Origin of the sequence: Agrobacterium sp. 33MFTa1.1, from assembly GCF_004328495.1 — a bacterium.
GTDB classification, from domain to species: domain Bacteria; phylum Pseudomonadota; class Alphaproteobacteria; order Rhizobiales; family Rhizobiaceae; genus Agrobacterium; species Agrobacterium pusense.
The window spans coordinates 1097987-1118752 of the sequence record NZ_CP036358.1 but is presented as its reverse complement, the minus strand read 5'-3'; the positions used below and the strand labels follow the sequence as shown (position 1 = coordinate 1118752).

General features: G+C 57.2%; 19 protein-coding genes. 8 read left to right on the top strand and 11 right to left on the bottom strand.

Translation table 11 applies throughout. The annotated features are described in order from the left end of the window. Positions 1-22: 22 nt before the first annotated feature. Positions 23-652, bottom strand: a complete 630-nt coding sequence (locus EYD00_RS05635; RefSeq protein WP_034498902.1) for a DUF1062 domain-containing protein — start codon at positions 650-652, stop codon at positions 23-25. Positions 653-1136: 484 nt separating this feature from the next. Between EYD00_RS05635 and EYD00_RS05630 the strand changes: the two genes are divergently transcribed. Beyond that, the gene (locus tag EYD00_RS05630; RefSeq protein ID WP_004441770.1) at positions 1137-2303 is read left to right on the top strand and encodes a S41 family peptidase; all 1167 of its coding nucleotides are present in this window, start codon (positions 1137-1139) and stop codon (positions 2301-2303) included. A gap of 374 nt (positions 2304-2677) precedes the next feature. Here the strand turns inward: EYD00_RS05630 and EYD00_RS05625 are convergent, their stop codons facing one another. The 10 genes from EYD00_RS05625 to EYD00_RS05580 all read right to left on the bottom strand — a co-directional run bounded on the left by EYD00_RS05625 (position 2678) and on the right by EYD00_RS05580 (position 14286). After that, the gene (locus tag EYD00_RS05625; protein WP_034498899.1) at positions 2678-3238 is read right to left on the bottom strand and encodes a hypothetical protein; all 561 of its coding nucleotides are present in this window, start codon (positions 3236-3238) and stop codon (positions 2678-2680) included. Between the two features lie 55 nt (positions 3239-3293). Next, positions 3294-4667 carry an ISNCY family transposase gene (locus tag EYD00_RS05620; RefSeq protein ID WP_131258787.1) on the bottom strand — a complete coding sequence of 458 codons (1374 nt, stop codon included), beginning with the start codon at positions 4665-4667 and terminating at the stop codon, positions 3294-3296. A 225-nt stretch (positions 4668-4892) separates the two neighbouring features. Further along, the gene (locus EYD00_RS05615; protein WP_004441767.1) at positions 4893-6674 is read right to left on the bottom strand and encodes a chloride channel protein; all 1782 of its coding nucleotides are present in this window, start codon (positions 6672-6674) and stop codon (positions 4893-4895) included. 21 nt (positions 6675-6695) lie between these two features. Next, positions 6696-7526 carry an MBL fold metallo-hydrolase gene (locus EYD00_RS05610; RefSeq protein WP_004441765.1) on the bottom strand — a complete coding sequence of 277 codons (831 nt, stop codon included), beginning with the start codon at positions 7524-7526 and terminating at the stop codon, positions 6696-6698. Between the two features lie 2 nt (positions 7527-7528). After that, the gene (locus tag EYD00_RS05605) at positions 7529-8311 is read right to left on the bottom strand and encodes a TatD family hydrolase (RefSeq protein ID WP_004441764.1); all 783 of its coding nucleotides are present in this window, start codon (positions 8309-8311) and stop codon (positions 7529-7531) included. 11 nt (positions 8312-8322) lie between these two features. After that, positions 8323-9873, bottom strand: a complete 1551-nt coding sequence (metG, locus tag EYD00_RS05600) for a methionine--tRNA ligase (RefSeq protein WP_004441762.1) — start codon at positions 9871-9873, stop codon at positions 8323-8325. Positions 9874-10123: 250 nt separating this feature from the next. After that, positions 10124-11149: a DNA polymerase III subunit delta' gene (locus EYD00_RS05595; protein ID WP_004441761.1), complete on the bottom strand. Its 1026-nt coding sequence runs from the start codon at positions 11147-11149 to the stop codon at positions 10124-10126. Further along, positions 11142-11816 carry a dTMP kinase gene (gene tmk / locus EYD00_RS05590; RefSeq protein WP_004441759.1) on the bottom strand — a complete coding sequence of 225 codons (675 nt, stop codon included), beginning with the start codon at positions 11814-11816 and terminating at the stop codon, positions 11142-11144. The genes EYD00_RS05595 and tmk overlap by 8 nt, the downstream gene beginning before the upstream one ends. A 137-nt stretch (positions 11817-11953) precedes the next feature. Beyond that, positions 11954-13126, bottom strand: coding sequence for a D-alanyl-D-alanine carboxypeptidase family protein (locus tag EYD00_RS05585; RefSeq protein ID WP_034496194.1), 1173 nt, complete (start codon positions 13124-13126; stop codon positions 11954-11956). 71 nt (positions 13127-13197) lie between these two features. Continuing rightward, the gene (locus EYD00_RS05580; RefSeq protein WP_034495691.1) at positions 13198-14286 is read right to left on the bottom strand and encodes a septal ring lytic transglycosylase RlpA family protein; all 1089 of its coding nucleotides are present in this window, start codon (positions 14284-14286) and stop codon (positions 13198-13200) included. A gap of 314 nt (positions 14287-14600) precedes the next feature. Here EYD00_RS05580 and EYD00_RS05575 point away from each other — a divergent pair, with 314 nt between their 5' ends. From EYD00_RS05575 to EYD00_RS05545, 7 genes are all read left to right on the top strand, one after another. After that, entirely contained in the window at positions 14601-14939 is a 339-nt protein-coding gene (locus EYD00_RS05575) for a hypothetical protein (RefSeq protein WP_004441749.1), read from the top strand. 242 nt (positions 14940-15181) lie between these two features. Beyond that, positions 15182-16324, top strand: a complete 1143-nt coding sequence (locus EYD00_RS05570; protein WP_034495693.1) for a tyrosine-type recombinase/integrase — start codon at positions 15182-15184, stop codon at positions 16322-16324. A gap of 272 nt (positions 16325-16596) precedes the next feature. Next, the gene (locus EYD00_RS05565) at positions 16597-16800 is read left to right on the top strand and encodes a helix-turn-helix transcriptional regulator (protein ID WP_034495695.1); all 204 of its coding nucleotides are present in this window, start codon (positions 16597-16599) and stop codon (positions 16798-16800) included. A gap of 2 nt (positions 16801-16802) precedes the next feature. Continuing rightward, on the top strand, positions 16803-17894 hold the full coding sequence (locus EYD00_RS05560; RefSeq protein ID WP_081859331.1) for an AAA family ATPase: 1092 nt from the start codon (positions 16803-16805) through the stop codon (positions 17892-17894). 187 nt (positions 17895-18081) lie between these two features. Next, positions 18082-18339 (top strand): hypothetical protein, encoded by a 258-nt coding sequence (locus tag EYD00_RS05555; RefSeq protein ID WP_034495697.1) that lies wholly within the window; start codon positions 18082-18084, stop codon positions 18337-18339. Between the two features lie 127 nt (positions 18340-18466). Then, positions 18467-18796 carry an HNH endonuclease gene (locus EYD00_RS05550; RefSeq protein WP_051674132.1) on the top strand — a complete coding sequence of 110 codons (330 nt, stop codon included), beginning with the start codon at positions 18467-18469 and terminating at the stop codon, positions 18794-18796. Between the two features lie 157 nt (positions 18797-18953). Further along, complete coding sequence (locus EYD00_RS05545) at positions 18954-20618, top strand: terminase large subunit (protein ID WP_034495699.1); 1665 nt, start codon at positions 18954-18956, stop codon at positions 20616-20618. Positions 20619-20766: the final 148 nt, after the last annotated feature.

Sequence of the window (20766 nt, the reverse complement as noted above, 5' to 3'; positions counted from 1 at the left end):
AACTTCAGGCCCTCGCTGTGCGCTAGCACTCCGCCGTGACAGATTTCCACAAACATACCGGATCGAGGCCATCGCACCGCTCGATCACGATCCGCGTGCCGTTTTTCACCTGGCGTCGCCATGGATCGGAGGCGTCGCCGTGCGTGCGAATCCGGCCGCCGCGCTGAAGCCTTTGTAGAAGCGACCGCGAGAGCCCGAGCTCAGACGCCAGCAGGCGGTCGAGGCGTATACCGGTCTGGAACGGAACGATGAGATCAATTTCCGCCACGGCCCAATCGGGAGGTTCATCCCGTATCTGTTTCACGATATCGAATTCGGGAAACTCGTCGACGCGCGGCGATCTGCGTCTCAACGCCTCGAGATTGAACGTTTCCAACCTTATCCATTGCGGGTCATTGTTCTGCAGCGCCTCGAGAACAGAAGGGCTGATGTCGCGAATAGTCCGCCGCTCAAAGATCGGCCGGTTCCAGCTCCTGTCGCATATCCGGCATCTGTATATGAGCCAGGCATCCAGCTTGCGGCCATTGGCATTGAGGCGGATCTTGCCGCTCGGCTGAAATGGCCTCGCTTCTCCGCATCCGCTGCAGGCAATCCAGGGCTGCGGCGCGGTTCTGGGTGTAACGGTCCACTGGACCCGAAATATATTGCACATAGTCGGTTGGTCTTCCATTCGGAAGTCCACCAAGATGGTGCAGGAGAAAACCCATGCGGGAACGGCGTGGCGGTGTTCTGGAGTGGTGAAGAGCTGAAACAGCAAAGCTGCGCAGGGCACATTGTAACAATGCCAGACCGGTCTCTTGCCACCACCCGATGAACATGATCATGCGGCCAATAGCCGGTGGCTATCCGCACAGGGTGAAACTGGATTGAGACCGGTATTTACTTAGGCAAAGTCTACCTCGATGCGCCAATGCTCTTCGCTACGAAGCAATAACAGATAAACGGCGGCAGATGGAGTCCCTCATAGAAAAGACGACCAAGTTTTCATCTTTGGACTATTTATAATAAATACAATGGCTTGTCGGCTAATATTAAACTCATAGCAGAAATGCATTTTACGGGGAGAGGGGAAGGTCTGGCTCAAGCCCAATCTGGACATCGACAGAGAGCTGTGCGCATCGTGGATCATGTCGCTGATGCAAGACCTCGAGAAAATTCTGGACACTGTCCTGCCAATCGATCCCAGCTTTCGGCGCATCGAACCGGCGATGATAGACCGCTGCATTTATGATACCCGACGATACGCTTTGGAGGGCTCCAAAGAGGCCTTTCTGTTTTCCGCGATGCGCCTGCTTGCGCTTCCCGACAATGGACACACACGGTTGATCCCGAACGATTCCATTTCGGTGCTCCCGCTGAGGTTTGTAAGCGTTGGAACGGGGGTGCAGTTAACTGACACGGCACTGGAAACAACTGTCCCAAGAGGGGAGCTGATAGCAGTCAACGGCATACCCCTTGGTCAGATTGAAGCCGCCGCAGGGAAATTTCTGGCGGGAACGCGCCAGCGGAAACGGGTGATCGGACCGATTCTCCTCGCATGGCCATATGCATTGGCTCATCTCGGGTTTTCTTCAAAAGAGAGTAGCACTGAATATCGCCTGAAAGGCGAGAATGCGCAGATCACCGACCTGAAAGTGGAGAACCGGCTTACCGTTCCGGCATCGATGCTCTACCCGAGAAACGAGCATGGCAAGGCTGACCCGGCCTGGAAACCTCGGGCATTTGTGGAGATTGAGGACCGGCAGGAGTTTGGGCTTTCAATATTATTGCCGAGTTTCTTCGACCCAAGCGAAAGTGCGCTGCCGAAAGCCATCGCCGCTGCAGCGGAGCGCGTGAGAACCTGCGGGAACAACAAACTCTTGATTGATGTTCGCGGAAACACCGGTGGCGATTTTCTTCAAACTATGCCCTTGATCGACGCCATCTCTGAAAACGCAGGCAGGCAGGTTGTTGTGCTTGTCGATAAGTGCACGTTTTCTGCAGCGACAGTATTTGTGGCCATTCTCAAACATCGTCTGGGACGCAGGCTCAAGCTCGTCGGGGAAGAAATGGGCGACGGCCTGACGTTTTTTGCTGAGGGAGGGTTGCTCGATTTGCCGACCAGTGGAGCGGTCGTTCGATACTCATCAGCCTTTCAGGACTGGGAGAACGGAACCAGCGACGAAACCACACCGGCTGAGATCGCACAGCAAATGGTTCCTGCAGGAAAACTGCATCTCGATTTGGAATGGATCGAAGGGCCTGCCGCTGAGGTTTCACAAGAAGCGTTCCATCAGCGAGTTTTAAAGGTTCTGTGTGATTAGACGAGGGGCCATTTATGCCAGCGAGCGATCTGGCTTCTCTCATCCATGCCGGTATTGGGACAGGCGTGTTTCACTGAATGTGCCTTGCAGGAGACAACCCATAGGAACATTTACAGGTTGACGTCATTCTCGAACCCGCCAGCGCGCATACAATGTGGCGGCAAGGTTGAAATGTCGCGCATTGCGCAAAGTTAAGATGTCATCTGTCGCTCTGCCAGCCCGTTAGAAATACGACACTGGCGCTGCAGATCAGCCCCCGACCGGACCGGCTGGGCCGGGTTGCAAGGGTAGGGAGGGGGCGGGTGATGGAACACCCCTTCGGCTTTAGCTTCCTCAGCGTCTCGGCTGCTTTGCGCCATTAGCGGTCTGGAAAATCAGTCGTCGAAGCGCTCCTGCAAGAACTGCCTGCCACGCGTTAGTGCGCTTTCGATTGTTTCTCCGTCCCACGAGAACTCCAGCAGTTTCTGATGGGAATCTTTCGTAACGCTCATTTTGATAACGCCGGGCTTGATCCTTGTGGAAGCCCAATCGTACCCATAGCCATCGTCCGTCACTTTGCTCGAGAACATCGCTTCAAGGTGGCGCTCGACGGTCCTGTTGAGGGGTTCCCAAGTATAATCCTTGCTCAGCATGCAGACCTGATGGTCATAGTGTTCCGCTTCGAAAACGACAGTCGTCCGGTTGTGAGATGACCACTCCACTGACGTCGCCGTCCTCCTGACGTCGACGCTGAGATCATCGCATCCCATACAACCGCAACCGCAGCGGCCTATGGTAAGGTTACCTTCGTGTCCTTCGGTAAGCTGGCGAACAAGGTCGGGAGGATCGAGACCCAGGTGGTCTTTTCCAATCCAGTCCTCACCATCAACGATAAACCGCACTTCGTAAGTGTTGTCTTCGTGATTGGGGAGGATTTGATAAGACAGGTTGCTCATAGTGACTTGACGGTACAGACATGGTTCCGTGTCTGCAATGGGTCGGTAGCGGACTTCATTCAGCCGCATCCATTCGCGCCAAAGTTCGAGCACGCTTGGCAATCACATCCGGATCATTCATGAAATCCGTCCGTGGACCAGGCTTGCGACCTCTCGGCTTGTAGCCGATCTTCTCGCTGTTGGTCTTTGGCGCAGCTGCGTGGCATTGATCTTGCTGCTCTTTGATGTAGGCCAGTACCTCGCCGAGACGCTTGTTCTCGACCACAGCCGCATGGCTCACGCGCTGGTCCTTGTCGAAGATCTTGTAAGGCAACGAGTGACCTTTCCATCGAATATCCAGTCGACCATCAGCGTAAGCGTATGTCTCGACATACTTTCCGACTAAGCCGCGCGTGACGTCGTTATCTTCGAGTATGATGCGTTTACGTTCGTAAGAGAATGTCAGCTGCGCGCCGACATATCTCTCCTCACGCTTGCAGAGAACATCCTTCAACCTGCTTGCTGTCATGTCGACAGGTCGATGAAGGTTGTTGGAACGGGCAGGGGCCACCGCAAAACGATCATTATATTGGGAGATGAATGTCGGCAGGAAGGCATTCCCAGCTTCCATGCCGCTGATCTTGGCCAGCCGTAATTCTTTGACGAGTCGATCTTGAAGCGTTCGGTTCATGCGCTCGACACGGCCCTTGGCCTGGCTGGAATTGGCGCAGAGGATCTCGATGTGCAGCTCTGATAGAGCGCGGCCGAACTGCGTCATGCCTTGGCCGCCCTTGGGGTCTTTCTTTGCCACCCGAAAGACCGAATGCTTGTCGGAATAGAAGGCAATCGGTGCGCCATGCTCTTTGAGGTAAAGCGCCAATGCCTCGAAATAGGTAAAGGCGCTCTCAGATCGAACAAACCGGAGCTGCATCAGCTTACCGGTAGCGTCGTCAACGAATACCAATAGAGAGCATGCCGGACCACGATCCTCGAACCAGCGATGCTCCGACCCGTCGATCTGCACCAACTCGCCATAGGCCTCACGCCGCAACCGCGGCTGATGAAACGTTCGCCGCTGCTTTCTCGAAAGCCATATGCCGGCATCCTGCATCCATTTACGCAGCGTCTCACGCGAGACTGTGACACCATGCTCTTCCTGAAGCTTCTCGGCCGCGAACGTAGGTCCGAAATCAAGGTAGCGTTCACGCACCAGCATCAAAACGTAATCACGGACGCCGCTGGCTATTTTATTGTTGGACGGTCGACCGATCGCTTTATGTCTGATCGAGCCAGCGCCGGTATGCTCAATTCGATCGACCAACCTTTGGACGTGGCGCGTGCTGATCGCCAGTACATGGGCTGCTGCAACAATGCTCATGCGGCCATCCACGACTTTGGACAGCACCTCGATTCTTTGCAGGTCGCGCTCGCTCATCGTAATCAATCCCATCCGCAATCTCCCAGATGCTAATCAGACCCGGGGAGTGTGACATTCCAACTTTGCAGGATCAGGACACTTTAACTTTGCGGCTACATACAGTAATCGCATAAGATAGATTATGGAACTTTTTGTGCTGAATTACCGGGAATGCCGTAAGCTGTCAGATCGCAGCGCCGTTGCCCTCATCATTGAAAAGCGCCGCTTGTCGCATTGAAAGATCCATATCTAGGTCGATCATAACTCTCCTGATGCCTCTCGGCGTCGCAGATCGAGCTCTTCACTGTAGCGTCTCAGCGTGTGACTTTCGGTAAGCAGGCCAACGGGACGATTTTCGATCTTGTCGTTGACGACGACGAGTGCTTCGCTTTCCGCCGCGTCAAAGGCTGCCGCCGCTTGCCGTGCATTCATGGTCGGCAGCAATACGTCGTTCTTGTAGTGCAGATAGGTCTCGAGGCTGATCTTGCTTGGGTCGCGATCCATCGGATCGGCATAGATTTCCGGCACGAGAACGATCCCGGCATAACGCCCGTCATCGTGGGTCATGATGACCCGCTGCGTTGAACCGAGCGGGAACTTCTCCTTGAAGGCCGGAAGCCCCATGCTGACATTGGCCTTGCGGATGTCAGCGCGCATCATCTTGCCCACCGTCAGGTCGCGGATCCAGCCGATGTCATGGGCGCTGCGAATGCTCTCACCGCGCAGGTGAAAACGCCAGGTGGCGAAGGAGTAGCCGAATGTGGTGCGCACCACCAGCGATGTGGTGATGACGGCGGCAAGCACCAGCGCCGTAATCTGGAAGTCGCCGGTTAGTTCCAGCGCCAGAAATGTCATTGTCAGCGGACCACCGATGATGGCGGCGGCAAAGGCGCTCATGCCGATCACGGCGTAGACGATCGGCGCTGTCGAGCCATAGCCGATATAGGGCGCGCAGAGGGCGAAAATCTTGCCGAGCAGCGATCCCATGAACAGCGAGGCGAAAAACAGGCCGCCGCGGAAATTCGAACCTATCGAGATCGCGCTGGCCGCCGCCTTCAACAGGAACAATCCTGCAAGCCCGTAGATCGTCAGGTCGGCATCGATGTTGAGATGCAAGGCTCCATGGCCGCTCGAGAGAACCTGCGGTGAAATCAACGCCAGCCCACCGACAACGATGCCGCCAAGCGTAGGACGCAGCCAGCCAGGAATAGCGCTTTTGCGCGCCGTCTCCTCAATGAAGGACACCGCCTGCATGAGCACGATACCGATTGCCGCGCACACAACCCCAAGGAAAATAGCCGGCACGTAATCGGCGGGCGTCACGCGGCTGGCATCGACGATATCGATGGAAAGGCCATGGCCGCCAATCAGGCCGATAACGGTTGTCGCCACCAGCGCCGAAACGATCAGCGGGGCGAGCGTGACGACTGTATAGGTGCCGATGATGAGTTCGATGGCGTAAAATGCGCCAGTCAGAGGCGCGTTGAAGGCGGCCGCGATGGCGCCCGCGGCGCCGCAGCCAACGAGGATGCGCATGTCCCCTCGCCTCAGTTTCAGCTTGATGCCGATCTTCGATGCGACGCCGCTGGCAATCTGCGTGTAGCCCGCCTCAAGCCCGACAGATGCGCCAAAACCGTTGGAAACGATGTTCTGCACGCAGACAATGATGCTGTCCGTGAGCGACAGGCGGCCACCATGCAGCGCATTTGCCTCGATGGGGTCGACCATCGGCTTTTTGCGGGTTTTGGAGAGGATGAAGATGATCAGCCCAAGCAGGACACCGCCCATGATCGGCCCCACCAGCACGATCTGTCCGGAAAGATCGCTGCTGCTCAGACGTTCGACGCCAAAGACGAGCACATGCAATGCCGTGCTCAAAGCGCCGATCAACGCCACCAGCAGGCCGGCTGCGATGCCGATGAGCACGGCAAGCGCGACGAGGCCGAGTTCGCCGCGTCGAAACATGGCGCGCAGGCGGCTGGCGCGCAGATTGTCGAAGAAGCTCGCCATACTCGGTGCACGGAAAGGCTTAGTCGACATGCTGTTCCTTTTCAGGCGGCGTCAGGCGGCTTCGAGATCGATCTCAATTTCGAAACGCATCTGATCATAAGCCGGTTCAACATGATCAGGCGTTTCATGCATCACCGTCTCATAATCGAGCGGAATATGCATGTGGGTCAAGATCGCCCTTTTGGGTGCCAGTGTTTCGATCCAGCCGAGCGCCTGTTCGAGTGATAGATGGCTGGGGTGGTAGCGATATTGCAGGGCGTCGATGATGAGCACCTCAAGTCCGGCGAGTTTCGGCAGGCTTTCGGCCGGAAAATCGCTGACATCGGTGCAATAGGCCACATCACCAATGCGGAAACCCAAAGAATGGACGTCCCCATGCTGTTGCATATGCACCCCAAAGGCGATTGGTCCTCCTGCTCCATCAATAACAACCGGCTCGTTGATATCGGCAATCAGATAAGGCCGGACAATCGGTGGATAATTGCTGCCCGCCGGCGTCTCGAGACAATAGGCAAAACCATCGCGGATGCGCGCCATGGTAATGGGATCGGCATAGATCGGGACGCGGCTTTTCTGGAGTGCGAAATAGATGCGCAGATCGTCAATGCCATGCAGATGGTCGGCATGAGCATGGGTGTAGAGAACGGCATCGATAGCTTCCACCTTCGCGGCGATCATCTGCTCGCGAAAATCAGGACCAGTATCGATCACAACGGTCGTTTTGCCGCCATCAGGACCGATCTGTTCCACCATGAAGGCCGCACGAGTGCGCCGGTTCTTCGGATTATCGGGGTCGCAGGCGCCCCAGTCGCCGTTAATGCGCGGCACGCCGGGTGACGAGGCGCATCCGAGAACCGTGAAGCGGCGACGGTAGATTGCCACGCCTACACCCTTGTCATCTTGGAAAAGCAGCGGAAGGCGTTTTCGGTGGTGATCTCGGCCATCCGCTCGAAGGAGATGCCACGCACCTCGGCCAGAACCTCCGCGGTATTGACGACGTAGGAAGGCTCGTTGCGTTTGCCACGCCAGCGCTTCGGCGCAAGATAGGGTGCGTCCGTTTCTACAAGCAGCCGGTCAAGAGGCACGGTTGCAGCGATATCGCGAATATCCTGCGACTTTGGGAAGGTCAGAATGCCCGAGAAAGACACATATCCGCCAAGCTCGACACCCGTTTTTGCGAGCTCGGGACCAGCGGAAAAGCAGTGCAGAATGAACGGAAATGCGCCCTTCCCGCTTTCGGAGCGCAGGATGGCGGCCATGTCATCATCGGCACTGCGGCTGTGAATGACAAGCGGCAGCTTCGTTCGTCTCGCCGCCTCGATATGGCGAAGAAGGCCGGTCTTCTGGTCTTCGGGCTTCTGCGTGTCGTAGAAGTAATCCAGACCCGCCTCTCCGATCGCTATGATCTTCTCATGACTTTCGGCAAGCTGCACCAGCTCATCGGCGGAGATATCCAGTTCCTCATCGGCATTGTTCGGATGGGTGCCGACCGAGCAAAAGACTGACGGATATTTTTCCGTGATCTTCAACAGCTCCGGCAGACGACGCACCCGGGTCGAGATCGTCACCATCTGGCTCACGCCGGAGGCATGCGCGCGAGCGATGATGTCCTCGCGCTCCGCCTCAAAATCAGGAAAATCCAGATGGCAATGGGTATCGATCAGCATCGTGGTCGCCTTCACGCTTCCGGCGCGACGTAACGCGGAAAGACTGGCTTCGGAGCTTCCAGTGGTGTCCCCGGCACCAGACGACCGGCTTCGCCCAACGCCGCGAAGTCGCGCTTGTCGGCTGGCGCCGCAACGAGATCGAGCAGCTTTTCGCAGGAACCCGGCATGATGGGCTGCAGGAGAATGCCGATCTGGCGCACAACTTCCGCCGTGACGTAAAGCACGGTGCCCATCCGCTCAGGGTCGGTCTTTTTCAGCGCCCAAGGCTCCTGAGAGGCGAAATAGCGGTCGGTCTCGGAAACGACGGCAATGATGGCGGCTACCGCGCGGTGGATGAGCTGCTTGCCCATCTCCTCCCGGCAAATGGCAAGCAGACCGTCTGCAGACGCCAGCATCGCCTTGTCTTCGTCGGTGAACGGACCGGGTGTGGGGATATTGCCGTCGCAATTCTTGACGATCATCGACAGCGAACGGCTGGCGAGATTGCCGATGCCATTGGCAAGATCGGCATTGATGCGGGTGGCAATGCCCTCTTCGCTATAGCTGCCGTCCTGGCCGAAGGAGACTTCGCGCATGAAGAAATAGCGGACCTGATCAAGGCCGAAATGGTTCACCAGATTGGCGGGATCAACGACATTGCCGAGCGACTTCGACATCTTCTCGCCCTTGTTGAGCAGGAAGCCATGTGCATAAACGCGCTTCGGCAGCGGCAGCTTCGCGCTCATCAGGAAGGCTGGCCAGTAGACGGCGTGAAAACGAATGATGTCCTTGCCGATGATATGCACGTCGGCCGGCCAATACTTCGCCCGCGGACCGTTCCTGTCTTCGAGGTAACCCGTTGCGGTGATGTAGTTGGTCAGTGCATCGACCCAGACATACATCACGTGCTTCGGATCATTGGGAACCTTGATGCCCCAGTCGAAGGTGGTGCGGGAAATCGACAGGTCCTTCAGACCGGATTTCACGAAGGAGATGATTTCGTTACGGCGTTCCGCCGGACCGATGAAGTCGGGGTTTTCCTCATAGAGCTTCAGCAGCTTGTCCTGGTACTCGGAGAGCTTGAAGAAATAGCTTTCCTCCTCCACCCATTCCACCGGCGTGCCCTGCGGGCCGTAACGGACGCCATCGGCGCGCACTTCCGTCTCGTCCTCGGCGTAATAGGCCTCGTCACGAACGGAATACCAGCCGGCATAGCTATCCTTGTAGATGTCGCCGCTCTCGGCCATCAGGTTCCAGATATTGCGCGAGGTCTCGTGATGTCGTTCTTCCGTCGTGCGGATGAAATCGTCGTTCGAGGCGTTGAGCAGCTTGCCCATCTCGAGAAACTGATTGGAATTTCGCTCCGCGAGTTCTTCCGGCGAAACGCCTTCCGCACGTGCCGTCTGCTGCATCTTTTGGCCGTGTTCGTCGGTGCCCGTCAGGAAGAACACATCCATTCCGTCCAGGCGCTGAAAGCGTGCCATGGCGTCCGTTGCGATCAGTTCATAGGCATGGCCGATATGCGGCTTGCCGTTGGGATAGGAGATCGCGGTGGTGATGTAGAATGGTGTCTTGTCTGTCATGACGGTCTATCGACTTTACGCGCTGTTTTTTGGATAGACCGCTCTTAAACCATTGTTCGCAGCAGCGAAAGAAAAAGCTACCGAATTGGTACACTGATATCAATATTGCCGACTATTCGTCATCCTCGGGCTCGAGCCGAGTATCCATTAATTTCAGCGGGTTGTGGATTCCCGTGTCAATCCCGGGGGTAATGCGGCTTAGAGTGGGCCAATCCGAAAAGGCAACTTCGGTCCTCACGATTTTCCGGCCTTAGACGCCCCGGATATCCTCAAGAATGGAAATCACCATCTGTTTCTTGTCAAGATTATAGGCCTGCGCCACGGTGATGCGTTCCGAGAGCGCCGAAGAAAGCCGTGCCAGCCTTTCCGCAGCCGTGATATCGCCCGTCATGGCCGCCTCGCGCGCGCGCGCCATCAGATCTTCCGTTACATGTTCCATGAAAAAACCGAGGACGATGTCGCCATCCTTCTGGGCCAGGATCTCGGCGAGCTTGTGCATCTGTTTGCGGGCGCCTGGCCCGTCGGCATTCATGACTGCGGCAAGGGCCTCGACAATATCGGAGCCGCCGTAGTTCATCAGCTTCAGCGCCTGCGCAACGCTACCCTTGGAGGCGGCAAGCAGGGCATCGCGCTTTTCCTCCGAGAGACTTATGCCGAGATGATCGAGCGCCTGCACCATGGCCGAATCCGAAAGCGGTAGCAGCCTGAGCGGCATGCAGCGTGACCGGATTGTCGGCAGCAATTTTCCCGGTGCGTGGGAGAGCACGAGAAACATCGCCCTTTTGGGCGGCTCTTCCAGTATTTTCAGGATCGCGTTCGCGGCATTGCGGTTGAGATCGTCGGCGGGATCGATGATGACGATGCGCCAGTTGCCGGTGCCCGAGGTCTGCGAGAAAAAATGCCCTGCCCGTCGCACCTCGTCCACCGTGATGGCGGATTTCACGCGGCCGGTCTTTTCATCCACGGGCCGGGTGAGATGCAGCAGGTTATGCGAGGCGCCGGCGGTGATCTGCCGGCTGACCAGCGACTGCGGATCGGGGTCTGGCAGAAACTCCGGCGCCGACAAAGGATCGGGATGGTTCAGCACATGATTGGCGAAACGGAAAGCGAGCGTCGCCTTGCCGATGCCCTCCGGCCCTTCGATGAGAATGGCATGATGGCCTTTGCCAGAGCGATAGGACTGCGCGAGAAACGCCTCCGCCTCCTCATGGCCAAAAAGCCTCGTGTTCTGCTGCGGCGCGATTGCACCGTCGAGAACGCCCTGGACCTCACTCATGGGCCCTGCCCGCCTCGGTCCCCAGCTGTTCGAGCAAGGGCTCGACGAAGGACATGACATCCTCCGCAACTTTTTCTTCCGGCTGATCGGCATTGACGATGCGGCAGCGACGCGGCTCGGCAAGCGCGATATCGAGATAGGCTTCCCGCCGCTTCTCGTGGGTTTCGATTTCCTCTTTCTCGAAGCGATCGGGCTTCGCGCCTTCATCCGCACGCTTTCTGGCGCGGGCAAGGCCTTTTTCGGCAGCGATATCGAAAATCAGTGTCAGCTCCGGAACGACGCCATCAATCGCGATGCGCTGCAGCGTCTCGATGAAATCCGGCTCCAGATTGCCGGTCGTGCCCTGATAGACGCGGGATGAATCGAGAAACCGGTCGCAGAGCACGATCTCGCCGCGCTCCAGCGCAGGGCGAATGACCTCTTCGACGTGATCGTTGCGCGCGGCGGCGAACAGGATGGCTTCCATCCGGACGCCAAAGGGCTCCGCCGCACCGGAAAGGAGAACATGTCTTACGGCCTCCGCACCCGGCGAACCGCCGGGCTCACGCGTTACGACCACCTTGAAGCCACGATCGCGAAGCGCCTCGGCAAGCGTGCGAATCTGCGTCGATTTGCCGGCGCCTTCGCCGCCTTCGAAGCTGATGAACAATCCGGTCTTTTCGGCCAATGTCACGTCCTGCAAGGAATTCACGTCAATGTTGAAATGCCTGTTTACAGCATCGGACCGAAATGTGTGAAGCGCTTTTCAGAAAAACCGGTGCCTGAACAAAAGCATAGGAGAAATGGCGCGTGCTGAACCGCACTTCACAGCCAGAACAGCAGAAGTTCCTTCAATGCTCCTGCGGCATTCTGGGTGAGCGACCCCTTGTTCACCCGGCTCTTCGTATAGAGCGGCACTTCGCGCAATAGACGCTCGCCCGAGAATATCTTCAGCGTTCCGGCATTCGCCCCGACATCGAGCGGCGCGTTCAGCGGCCAGCGATAGACGATACGTCCGGAGAGGCGTTCCGGATTGTTGACGGGCACCAGGACGCTGATATCGTCCTTCGGAGAAAGGTCGACATAGGAGGCATCGCCGCCATACACGCTGACGGAGCCAACCACTTCATCCTTGCTGAACAGGCGGCGTTTTTCGAAGGCGGTCAGGCCCCAGTCCACCACTCTGCGCGCTTCCTCCTGCCGCGTCTTGTCGTCTGCGATGCCGGCAAGCGCCAGATAAATGCGGCGCCCTTCCCGCTCCGCCGAAACCACGGCGGCAAAACCGCTGCCTTCTGCAAAACCGAGGCCAAGACCGTCTATACCGCTTCCCGGCATCAGCAACGTGTTCTTGTTGCGCTGGAAAATCCGGTTCCATTCGAAGTCCGGCTTCGTAAACAACGAGTAGCGGTCTGGATAGGTGTCATGCAGATGCTGGGCAAGGCGCACCATGTCCCTGGCAGTCGTCTGGTTTCCGGAATCGGGAAGTCCGGTGGAATTGGCAAACGTGCTGCGGTTCATGCCAAGTTCGCCGGCCCGTGCCGTCATGCGCTTGGCAAAGGCAGCGTCCGATCCCGCCATGCCTTCGGCGATGATGATGCAGCCGTCATTGGCGTTCTGCACGATGATTCCGGTCAAAAGGTCATTGATGCCAACGGAGGATTTCAGGGCGGCGAACATGGTTGACGTTCGCGATGGGGCCCCGCCCGTGCGCCAGGCATATTCCGAAACGGGATAGACCGTTTCCGACGCCAGCTGTCCTTTCGACAGCGCATCCAGCACCACCTCCACCGTCATCAGCTTGGCAAGTGATGCGGGCGGAAAGGACTGATCCTCATTTTGGGCAAGAAGCACCGTACCGGTTTCGGCATCGATCATATAGGCCTGCTCGGCCTTGGCGATGAAGGGCGCTGTCTGCGATTGCGCCGCGCCTGCGCTCAAAAATGCAAAAGCGGCCGCCGCGACGGCCGACAGATAGGAGCGATGAAAGGTCTTGCGCATGAAACCGCCCAGTGCTGTCTGCCACAACCGGCCGCCCGCCATGAGAACGGTGTGCCGGTGTCCTTAATCCGTCAGCGTGACTTCGCCTGCTGACGCTTCACATGGGCGAGGATCGACTCTTCGCTCAAGCCGTCACGATTGACGAGCACGGTGTCGAACACCTTTGCGGTTTTGGATACGGCGGCGGATTCTTCGGAATAGGCCGCTGCATATTTGGAAGACGGCGTGGGCACACGCAGATAATTGCCGCCTGGAGCTGCTGGTTCCCGCAGGAAGTTACCTTCGGGGCGCTCCGCCAGGATCGGGCCGATTTCCGGCAGGATCGCGAATTGTTCGAATGCGGGCTGTACACCGTTGACGAGTGGCATGGCCTGAAGCGCCGCGTTCTTCTTGGAACCGACGAGCGCGGTCTGAGCCGAGCCGGCATAATTCGGGTTCGATGTCGGCGCCGGCACGAAATTCGGCGAGGCCGAAGCAACCATCACGCCGGTTGCGATCTGCCCTTCAGGCACAACGCCCGGCGAACGCGAACCCTTCGGAATATAGGAAGCCATCAGGTAAGGCATGTCATGGCCGTCGAGCGGCGCACGGCCCGCATATTGAACCCGTACATTGGCCGTCCCCGTCGCCTTCATGTCCAGAAGATCTGCCGTCTTGCTGGAAACGTCGATCAGACGGCCCTCGTGGAACGGACCACGGTCGTTGACACGGACGAGCACCGACGCGCCATTATCCATATTGGTGATGCGCGCGTAGCTCGGCAGCGGAAATGTCGGATGTGCGGCAGAAAGATGTTCCTTGTCGTAAACCTCGCCATTGGCCGTGAGGCGTCCATGGAAGGCAGAGCCATACCAGGAAGCAAGGCCAACCTTGTTGTAGCCCGGCTCTTCTTTCGGGAAGTAACGGCGGCCCTTAACGGTATAAGCGTTACCCAGCAGCTCGCGTCCGCCACCCTTCGGGATGTTCTTTCCATCGGCAACGCGCGGGCTGGCCTTCACGCCATATTCGGATTCGGAGAAATATTCCTTGCTGCGCTTGGGCTTAGGCTTTGTCTCGGAGGTGGTGGAACACGACGCCGTTGCAGCGCAAAGCACGGAAATTGCAAGCCACTTCACGCCCGACCTGGCGCTGATGCCTGTTTTCTTGACCGTAGAATTCAAATCGTCTGCCCCACGCTGCTATTGGCTCGGAGAACCGCACCCTCACTTGCCTCGATATTGCCCCTGCCATCGAAGCACCTAACAGTCGCTTAATCTTGTGCATAACGTGGCGAAAATGCGAACGACTTTTGCAAATTCGATAAAATTGTAACGAACGTGGTTAATGATTTCTATCTTTTCAGCGCGCCCGCCACGGCGGAATCCGCCCGCCGTCAGTCCTCCTCTGGCAGCCTCGCAAGGAACAAAGCAGCGGTAACCGCGTTTTCTCCGCGCAAACAAACGAGCTTCCGCCGGTTTCGGCTGAGGGAGGAAACATGATAAATTTTATGAAAACCACAGGTCTGGCGATTGGCATCGCCCTGGTATCCTTCGCCGCACCTATGCCAGCCGGCGCTCAGGATATGGAGCTCAGAATCGGCCCGGATGGCGTCCGTCCCGTCATCCGCGACCGTGATCGGGACATGGACCGCCGGGGTCCTCCACGCATGCGTGGCTGCAGCGAACGCGAAGCCCGCGCCGCGGCCCGTGAAGCAGGCCTTCGTGATCCCGAAGTCGTGCGCGTCACGCCGGGCCGCGTTGTTGTCGAAGGCTTCACGCGCCGGGGACCCGACCGGATCACCTTCGCAAATGAACGAGGCTGTCCGGAAATCTGATCCACGACCGCTGCCTGGAACCCGCCGAAAGGCGGGTTTCTTATTCGTACGGAATTTTCGCGATGCCCAAACGCTGCGGGAACATGCCTCGTCGCGACATTATTAGGAATGATGTTGCGCTTGATGGCAGATGGGGTGTCCGCCGATCCTCGTAACACATTGAAATTACGTATTCATTAGCCTTGTAAATCGTCGTATTTTGCGTATTTTCCATGCCTAAGTTATGGCAACGGGAAATCACGATGGCACGCAACAAGCTCACGGAAACGAAGATCAAGAAGCTTTCCACCGCTGGCATCTATAGCGACGGTGACGGGCTTTATTTACGTGTACGGGCGGGCGGCTCGAAGCAATGGTTCTTCATCTACAAGCGAGACGGCAAGCGTACCGAGATAGGACTTGGCGGCTACGGCCAAGGAACTGCGCCCGTTTCCCTTGATCTTGCCAGAGAGAAAGCCGAAGGCATCCGGCAGCGTCTGGCGCGTGGTGAGGAACTGGCGGTGCGACCGACCTTCGCTGCGATCATGGAAGACGTGATCCAAAAGAAGATGACCGAGTCTAAGAGCAAGGGCCACAAAGCTGCATGGCGCATGACGCTCGATAAGTACGCCGCACCGTTGCACAAGAAGGCCGTGGCCGACATTACACGTGATGACGTGGTTGAGACGCTCAAACCCATCTGGACAGAGAAGCCCGAAACCGCCGACCGGACCCGCATGCGCATTGCAGCAGTGATCGACCACGCCAAGGCTCGCGGGCTATATACCGGCGACAATCCTGCCGACTGGCGCGGGGGCCTTAAGGAATTGCTCCCTGCCCGCCAAAAGCTATATCGCGGCCATCATGAGGCAATCGACTACAAAGTGTTGCCCGCTGTGATCAAGAAGCTGCGGGCGGCTAAAGGTGTGTCCTCTGTTGCGGCGGAATTCGCTTGCCTGACTGCGGCCCGCTCTGGCGAAGCGCGGGGCGCGGTTTGGTCTGAAATCGATCTTGAGAACGCGCTTTGGATCATTCCAGCGGAACGGATGAAGGCAGGCAAGGAGCACAGAGTCCCGCTATCGGCCCGTGCCTTGGAAATCCTCAAAGAGCGGCAGGAAATGGCCACAGGCGTGCTTGTTTTCGAAGGTGAGAGCGAAGGCAAGGCAATATCAGACACGGCCATGGTGAAAGCCCTCCGGGCAGCCACGGGCGGCACAGAGACATTGCACGGCTTGCGATCCTCGTTCCGAGACTGGGCCGGTGACGAAACGCATCACCCCCGCGAGGTCATTGAAACAGCGCTTGCTCACACGCTCAAAGACAAGACGGAGGCCGCTTATCGTCGGTCCGATGCGCTGGCGAAACGGCGCAAGTTGATGGACGATTGGAGTGCTTATCTTGATTAATAGCGCGATGAGGCCCCTTTTCGTAAAATGTGCAAAAAGGGAGTTGACGCGCAATAATCTTGCGTGTAGGAGACTGATTGTTACCTGAAGCGCGGAAGCCCTGCACGTCGAGAACGTTGCCTGCATTATGCGCCGACCCTAACAAATCCTAACAATTTGAACCTTGTCACGGCTTGACCGGCTGGATTTCTGCGCGCCCTCACGGGCTTGCAGCTGCCCGCCCTGTCATCGCTGACGAAAGGAATGTCTTACGAAACAGCAAAGGAGCATCCATGTCCGAAAAATCTCCACCGCGCCTCATGTCGCCAAAGGAGGCTGCCGCCGAAACCACATTTTCCGCGATGCAGCTTGGTATTTTAAGCGCGACCGGCCATTTCCCGAAGCCGGTCCAACTATCGGCGCGCCGCATCGCTTACGTTCGTTCCGAAGTGACGGCTTGGCTTGATGAACGCATTGCATCGCGCACCACGCATTAAAGATGGAACCGCATGCAGAAGACGAGTCCCCCGGTTGGGGCGGGAAGTTCAATTTCGAGAAGATTGGTAGACGGCGGGCAGCCTTTAGCGCGCCAGCGCGGAAATCAAAGCCAAAGCCGGAACCGGAAGATGAGTCCGAAGAAGTCAGACTGACAGCAAAGCAGTTGATGCGGCGGCGATTTGAGAGGCCGCGCCAGATTGTGGAGGGCTTGTTCCCTGCCGGTTGCCTTCTTCTTGTCGGTCCTCCGAAGCAAGGGAAATCTTGGCTCTCTCTACAATTGGCCCGTTGCGTGGAAGCCGGAATTCCGTTCATGGGGCATCGAACCGAACAAGGTGACGTTCTGTATTTGGCGCTGGAAGACGGATTCATTCGCCTTCAGGACCGCTTGGGAAAGCAGGAAATCGAAGGCGCGGAATCATTCACCGATGCGCTGGATTTCCAAATCCAGATACCCACGGCGGAAAAGGGCGGCCTGAAGGAGTTGGAGGAATGGCTGATAGCTCACCCCGATGCATCCTTGGTAATTGTGGACGTTCTCAAAATGTTTCGAGAACCGCGCAAGGGCAAGGTTGATCCGTATGAGCGTGATTATGGCGACGTTCGACCTTTGACGAAGCTGGCGAACAAGTATCGGGTGTGCATCGTCATCGTTCACCATACGAACAAGGGTAGCGCCAGCGCGGTCGATCCTTTCGACCGTGTGAGTGGCACGGGGGGCATTTCGGGTGCGGCTGACGGGACGATTTTGCTTGTCCCAAATGAAGACGGCGATTTGGGGCTTTATGGCCGTGGGCGCGACTTTCAGGAATTTGACTTCAGGGTGCGGTTCGACGCCGATGCTTGTGTTTGGGAGATCGACACCGAAAGCGACGAAAGCGACCGCCAAGGCTACGGCGACGTGACCGGCAAGATATTGCAGCAGCTTGGATTCATGAATGGCAATCCGATTGGCCCTAGCGAACTGGCGGCAATCATCCACGAAAAGCCGCTTGACGTTTCGAAGAGCCTGAAACGGTTGAGTGCCAGCCGGAAGGTTACGAGGATCGGGCGCGGCAAATGGGTTCTTCGCGGCCTAGAGCCGAAAAGCTCATGACAATGAAACTACCATACCATTCGGTAGGAACGGTAGTTACGGTAGTTTCGCAATTGCTAATATGAGGGCAGTCTAGCTAAGTCCTTCTAGCATCACATTAAATAGTATCGGTAGTAAGGGTATTTCGGTTTGTGCAAACTACCGTAACTACCGTTTGTACCTATGATATAGACGAAAGGAGAAACGAATGAACGAAAGGACACACACCGAAAATATGCAGGTCATCAACGCGCTGGTAGGCAAGCCGGTCGCATGGAGTGGATTGCCGGAGTCAGACGAAAAGGTTCTTGCCCTCCTACGGAAGCGGTCAATACCGGCAGCGCCTATGATCTTGTCACGGCTGACGGGTTACGGGCGTCACGAGGTCAACGAGGTGCTGCTGCGCCTGAAGCGCCATGGTCTGGCTAAAGCCGTTGGACACGGTGAATGGGTGGCAGTGCAATGAAACTGATGCACCAAAACCGGCAGGTGTTTGCACGTCTGAGCCGTATCGATCCGGTGCGGAAACAGCCTATCCCGGTCAAGCCGCAGGTTGTTAAGGCTCGGCCCTTGGCCTCGGCTGCCCGCCCCTCATGAGCAGATGGCCGTATAACACGGCTCAGTGGCAACGGCTGCGCATAGCCAAGCTGATGGAATGCCCAGTCTGCGAGCCGTGCCGTGCGCGTGGCGTCATTGAGATTGCGGAAGTCGTAGACCATGACAAGGCTATCAATGCGGGAGGTGACGCGTTCCCTCCCCTGTCCGGCCTGACCAGCATGTGCGCATCCTGTCATAACCGCAAGACCAACGCGAAGGACCGACGCACCGCTAAGACAGGCAGGAGCAGCGGCTTCAGGCGGGCATGGGCTGGCTTTGACGTGGATGGCAACCCGATTGACCCGGAAGGCTGGAACGACACCTGACTGGCTTCCCTGCCCCGTTCCAAAGGTAGGGGGGCATCGAAAGACGGGAGTCCTACGTCTAAGGACCGGTGGGGTACCTTCGCAAAGACTAAGTTTCAAATATTGAACGACGAAAAGGAAATCGTCATGAAAAAATGAACAACGAAAGGAGGCAATTATGGGCCGTCGTGGACCCGGCGCAAAGCCGAAAGCATCCGGCAAGACCGGGGATATCATGAGTGGCGGGCAGCCGAAGCACCGCAAGGTGCTTCCTTGGGAGGTCGAAGGCCTCACCCGGCTTGAAGCCGTTGTCGCATTCGTCAACGACATGAAAATTACGCAGGGCAAACTTGCGGGCCAGAACATGCAGTTGCGTGAATGGCAAATCGAAGAATTCCTTGCGCCGATTTACGCCACTGACGAGTATGGCCGTCGCCCTGTACGAACCGCCGTCCTATCTATGGGCCGCAAGAACGGAAAGACAGGACTGAGCGCGGCGCTTGCCCTTTGCCATCTGGTAGGCCCTGAAGCCGAACAGCGCGGCGAATTGTATTTCGGCGCGATGGATAAGATTCAGGCTGGTAAAGCGTGGGCCGAGTGCAAAGCCATGCTGGAGGCCCATGTCGAACTTTCAGAGCGTGTCAACATCATCAAATTCAGCAAAGAGATTGAAGTCGAGGCCGGTTATCCCGGTGAAGGCTCCGTTCTTAAGGCTGTGAGCGCAGACGCCGATTCAAAGTTGGGGTTGTCGCCATCGTTCTTCCTCGCTGACGAAGCCGGTTATTGGGTGAAGCGCGATCTGTTCGACGCGATGGATTCGGCCCTTGGCGCGCGTGATGAACCGCTTGTTGTGGTCATTTCCACACAGGCGAAAGACGACACGCATTTCTTCTCCGAAATGATTGATTACGGCCTGAAGGTGAAGACCGGCGAAGTCGAAGACGAAAGCTTCCATCTGGCATTGTTCACCACTGACCCGGATGAGGATGCATGGTCCTATGATACGTGGATCAAAGCAAACCCGGCTCTAGGCGACTTCCTTGCCTTGGAACAGGTTGAACGCATGGCGGCACAGGCGCAGCGAATCCCGTCAAAGGAAGCGGACTTCCGCAACAAGATTCTCAACCAGAGAATTGACGGCACGGTACGCTTCATCGCGGCGCGCGAGTGGAACGACTGCGATCTAGAGCCTATTGACGAAGCCGCGCTTGAAGGCCGGGAATGCTATGGCGCTCTTGACCTGTCAGCGGCGCGAGACTTGACGGCGTTCGTGCTGGTTTTCCCTGAAGACGATGGCCGCTTCACTGTCCTGCCTCGGTTCTTCCTGCCTCAGTTCGATATTGACGGCAAATCGGAGAATGACCGCGTGCCGTACAACGTTTGGGCGCGGCAGGCGGATGCGAGGCTAACGCTGTTGCCGGGAAAGGTCATCGATCCGCAGGCCGTTGCGGAATACATCGCTGACGAGGCGGGCCGGTTCGATATCAAGGAGATTGCATTCGACCGCTGGCGCATTGAGGACTTACGGCGCGAACTGGCAAAAGCTTCGATTGAGTTGCCGCTAACGCCGTTCGGGCAAGGCTACAAAGACATGTCTCCAGCCGTTGACATGTTGGAGGTGGCGGTCGCGCAACAGAAGGTCAACCACGCCGGAAACCCGTTGCTTCGGATGTGCGCGGCGAACGCTGTCGTCACGAAAGACCCATCAGGCGCTCGAAAGCTTGATAAGTCGAAAGCCTCCGGGCGCATTGACGGGCTTGTGGCGCTCGCGATGGCATTGCAAACTGCCGCGCGACATGAGGAAGATAATTCGCTTCCAGCGTGTCTTATGGAGGATGCTTAAAAGGAGGCAAAATGGCGAACCCGTACACAAAATTGCCGGGATACGAGAAAGCTTGGCCGATCCATCTTGGGGATGATGACGACTTTCTAGTCTTGTTCGAACGACGTGAGAACGATCCGACAGCGAGTGATCTATATGACTTTCCATG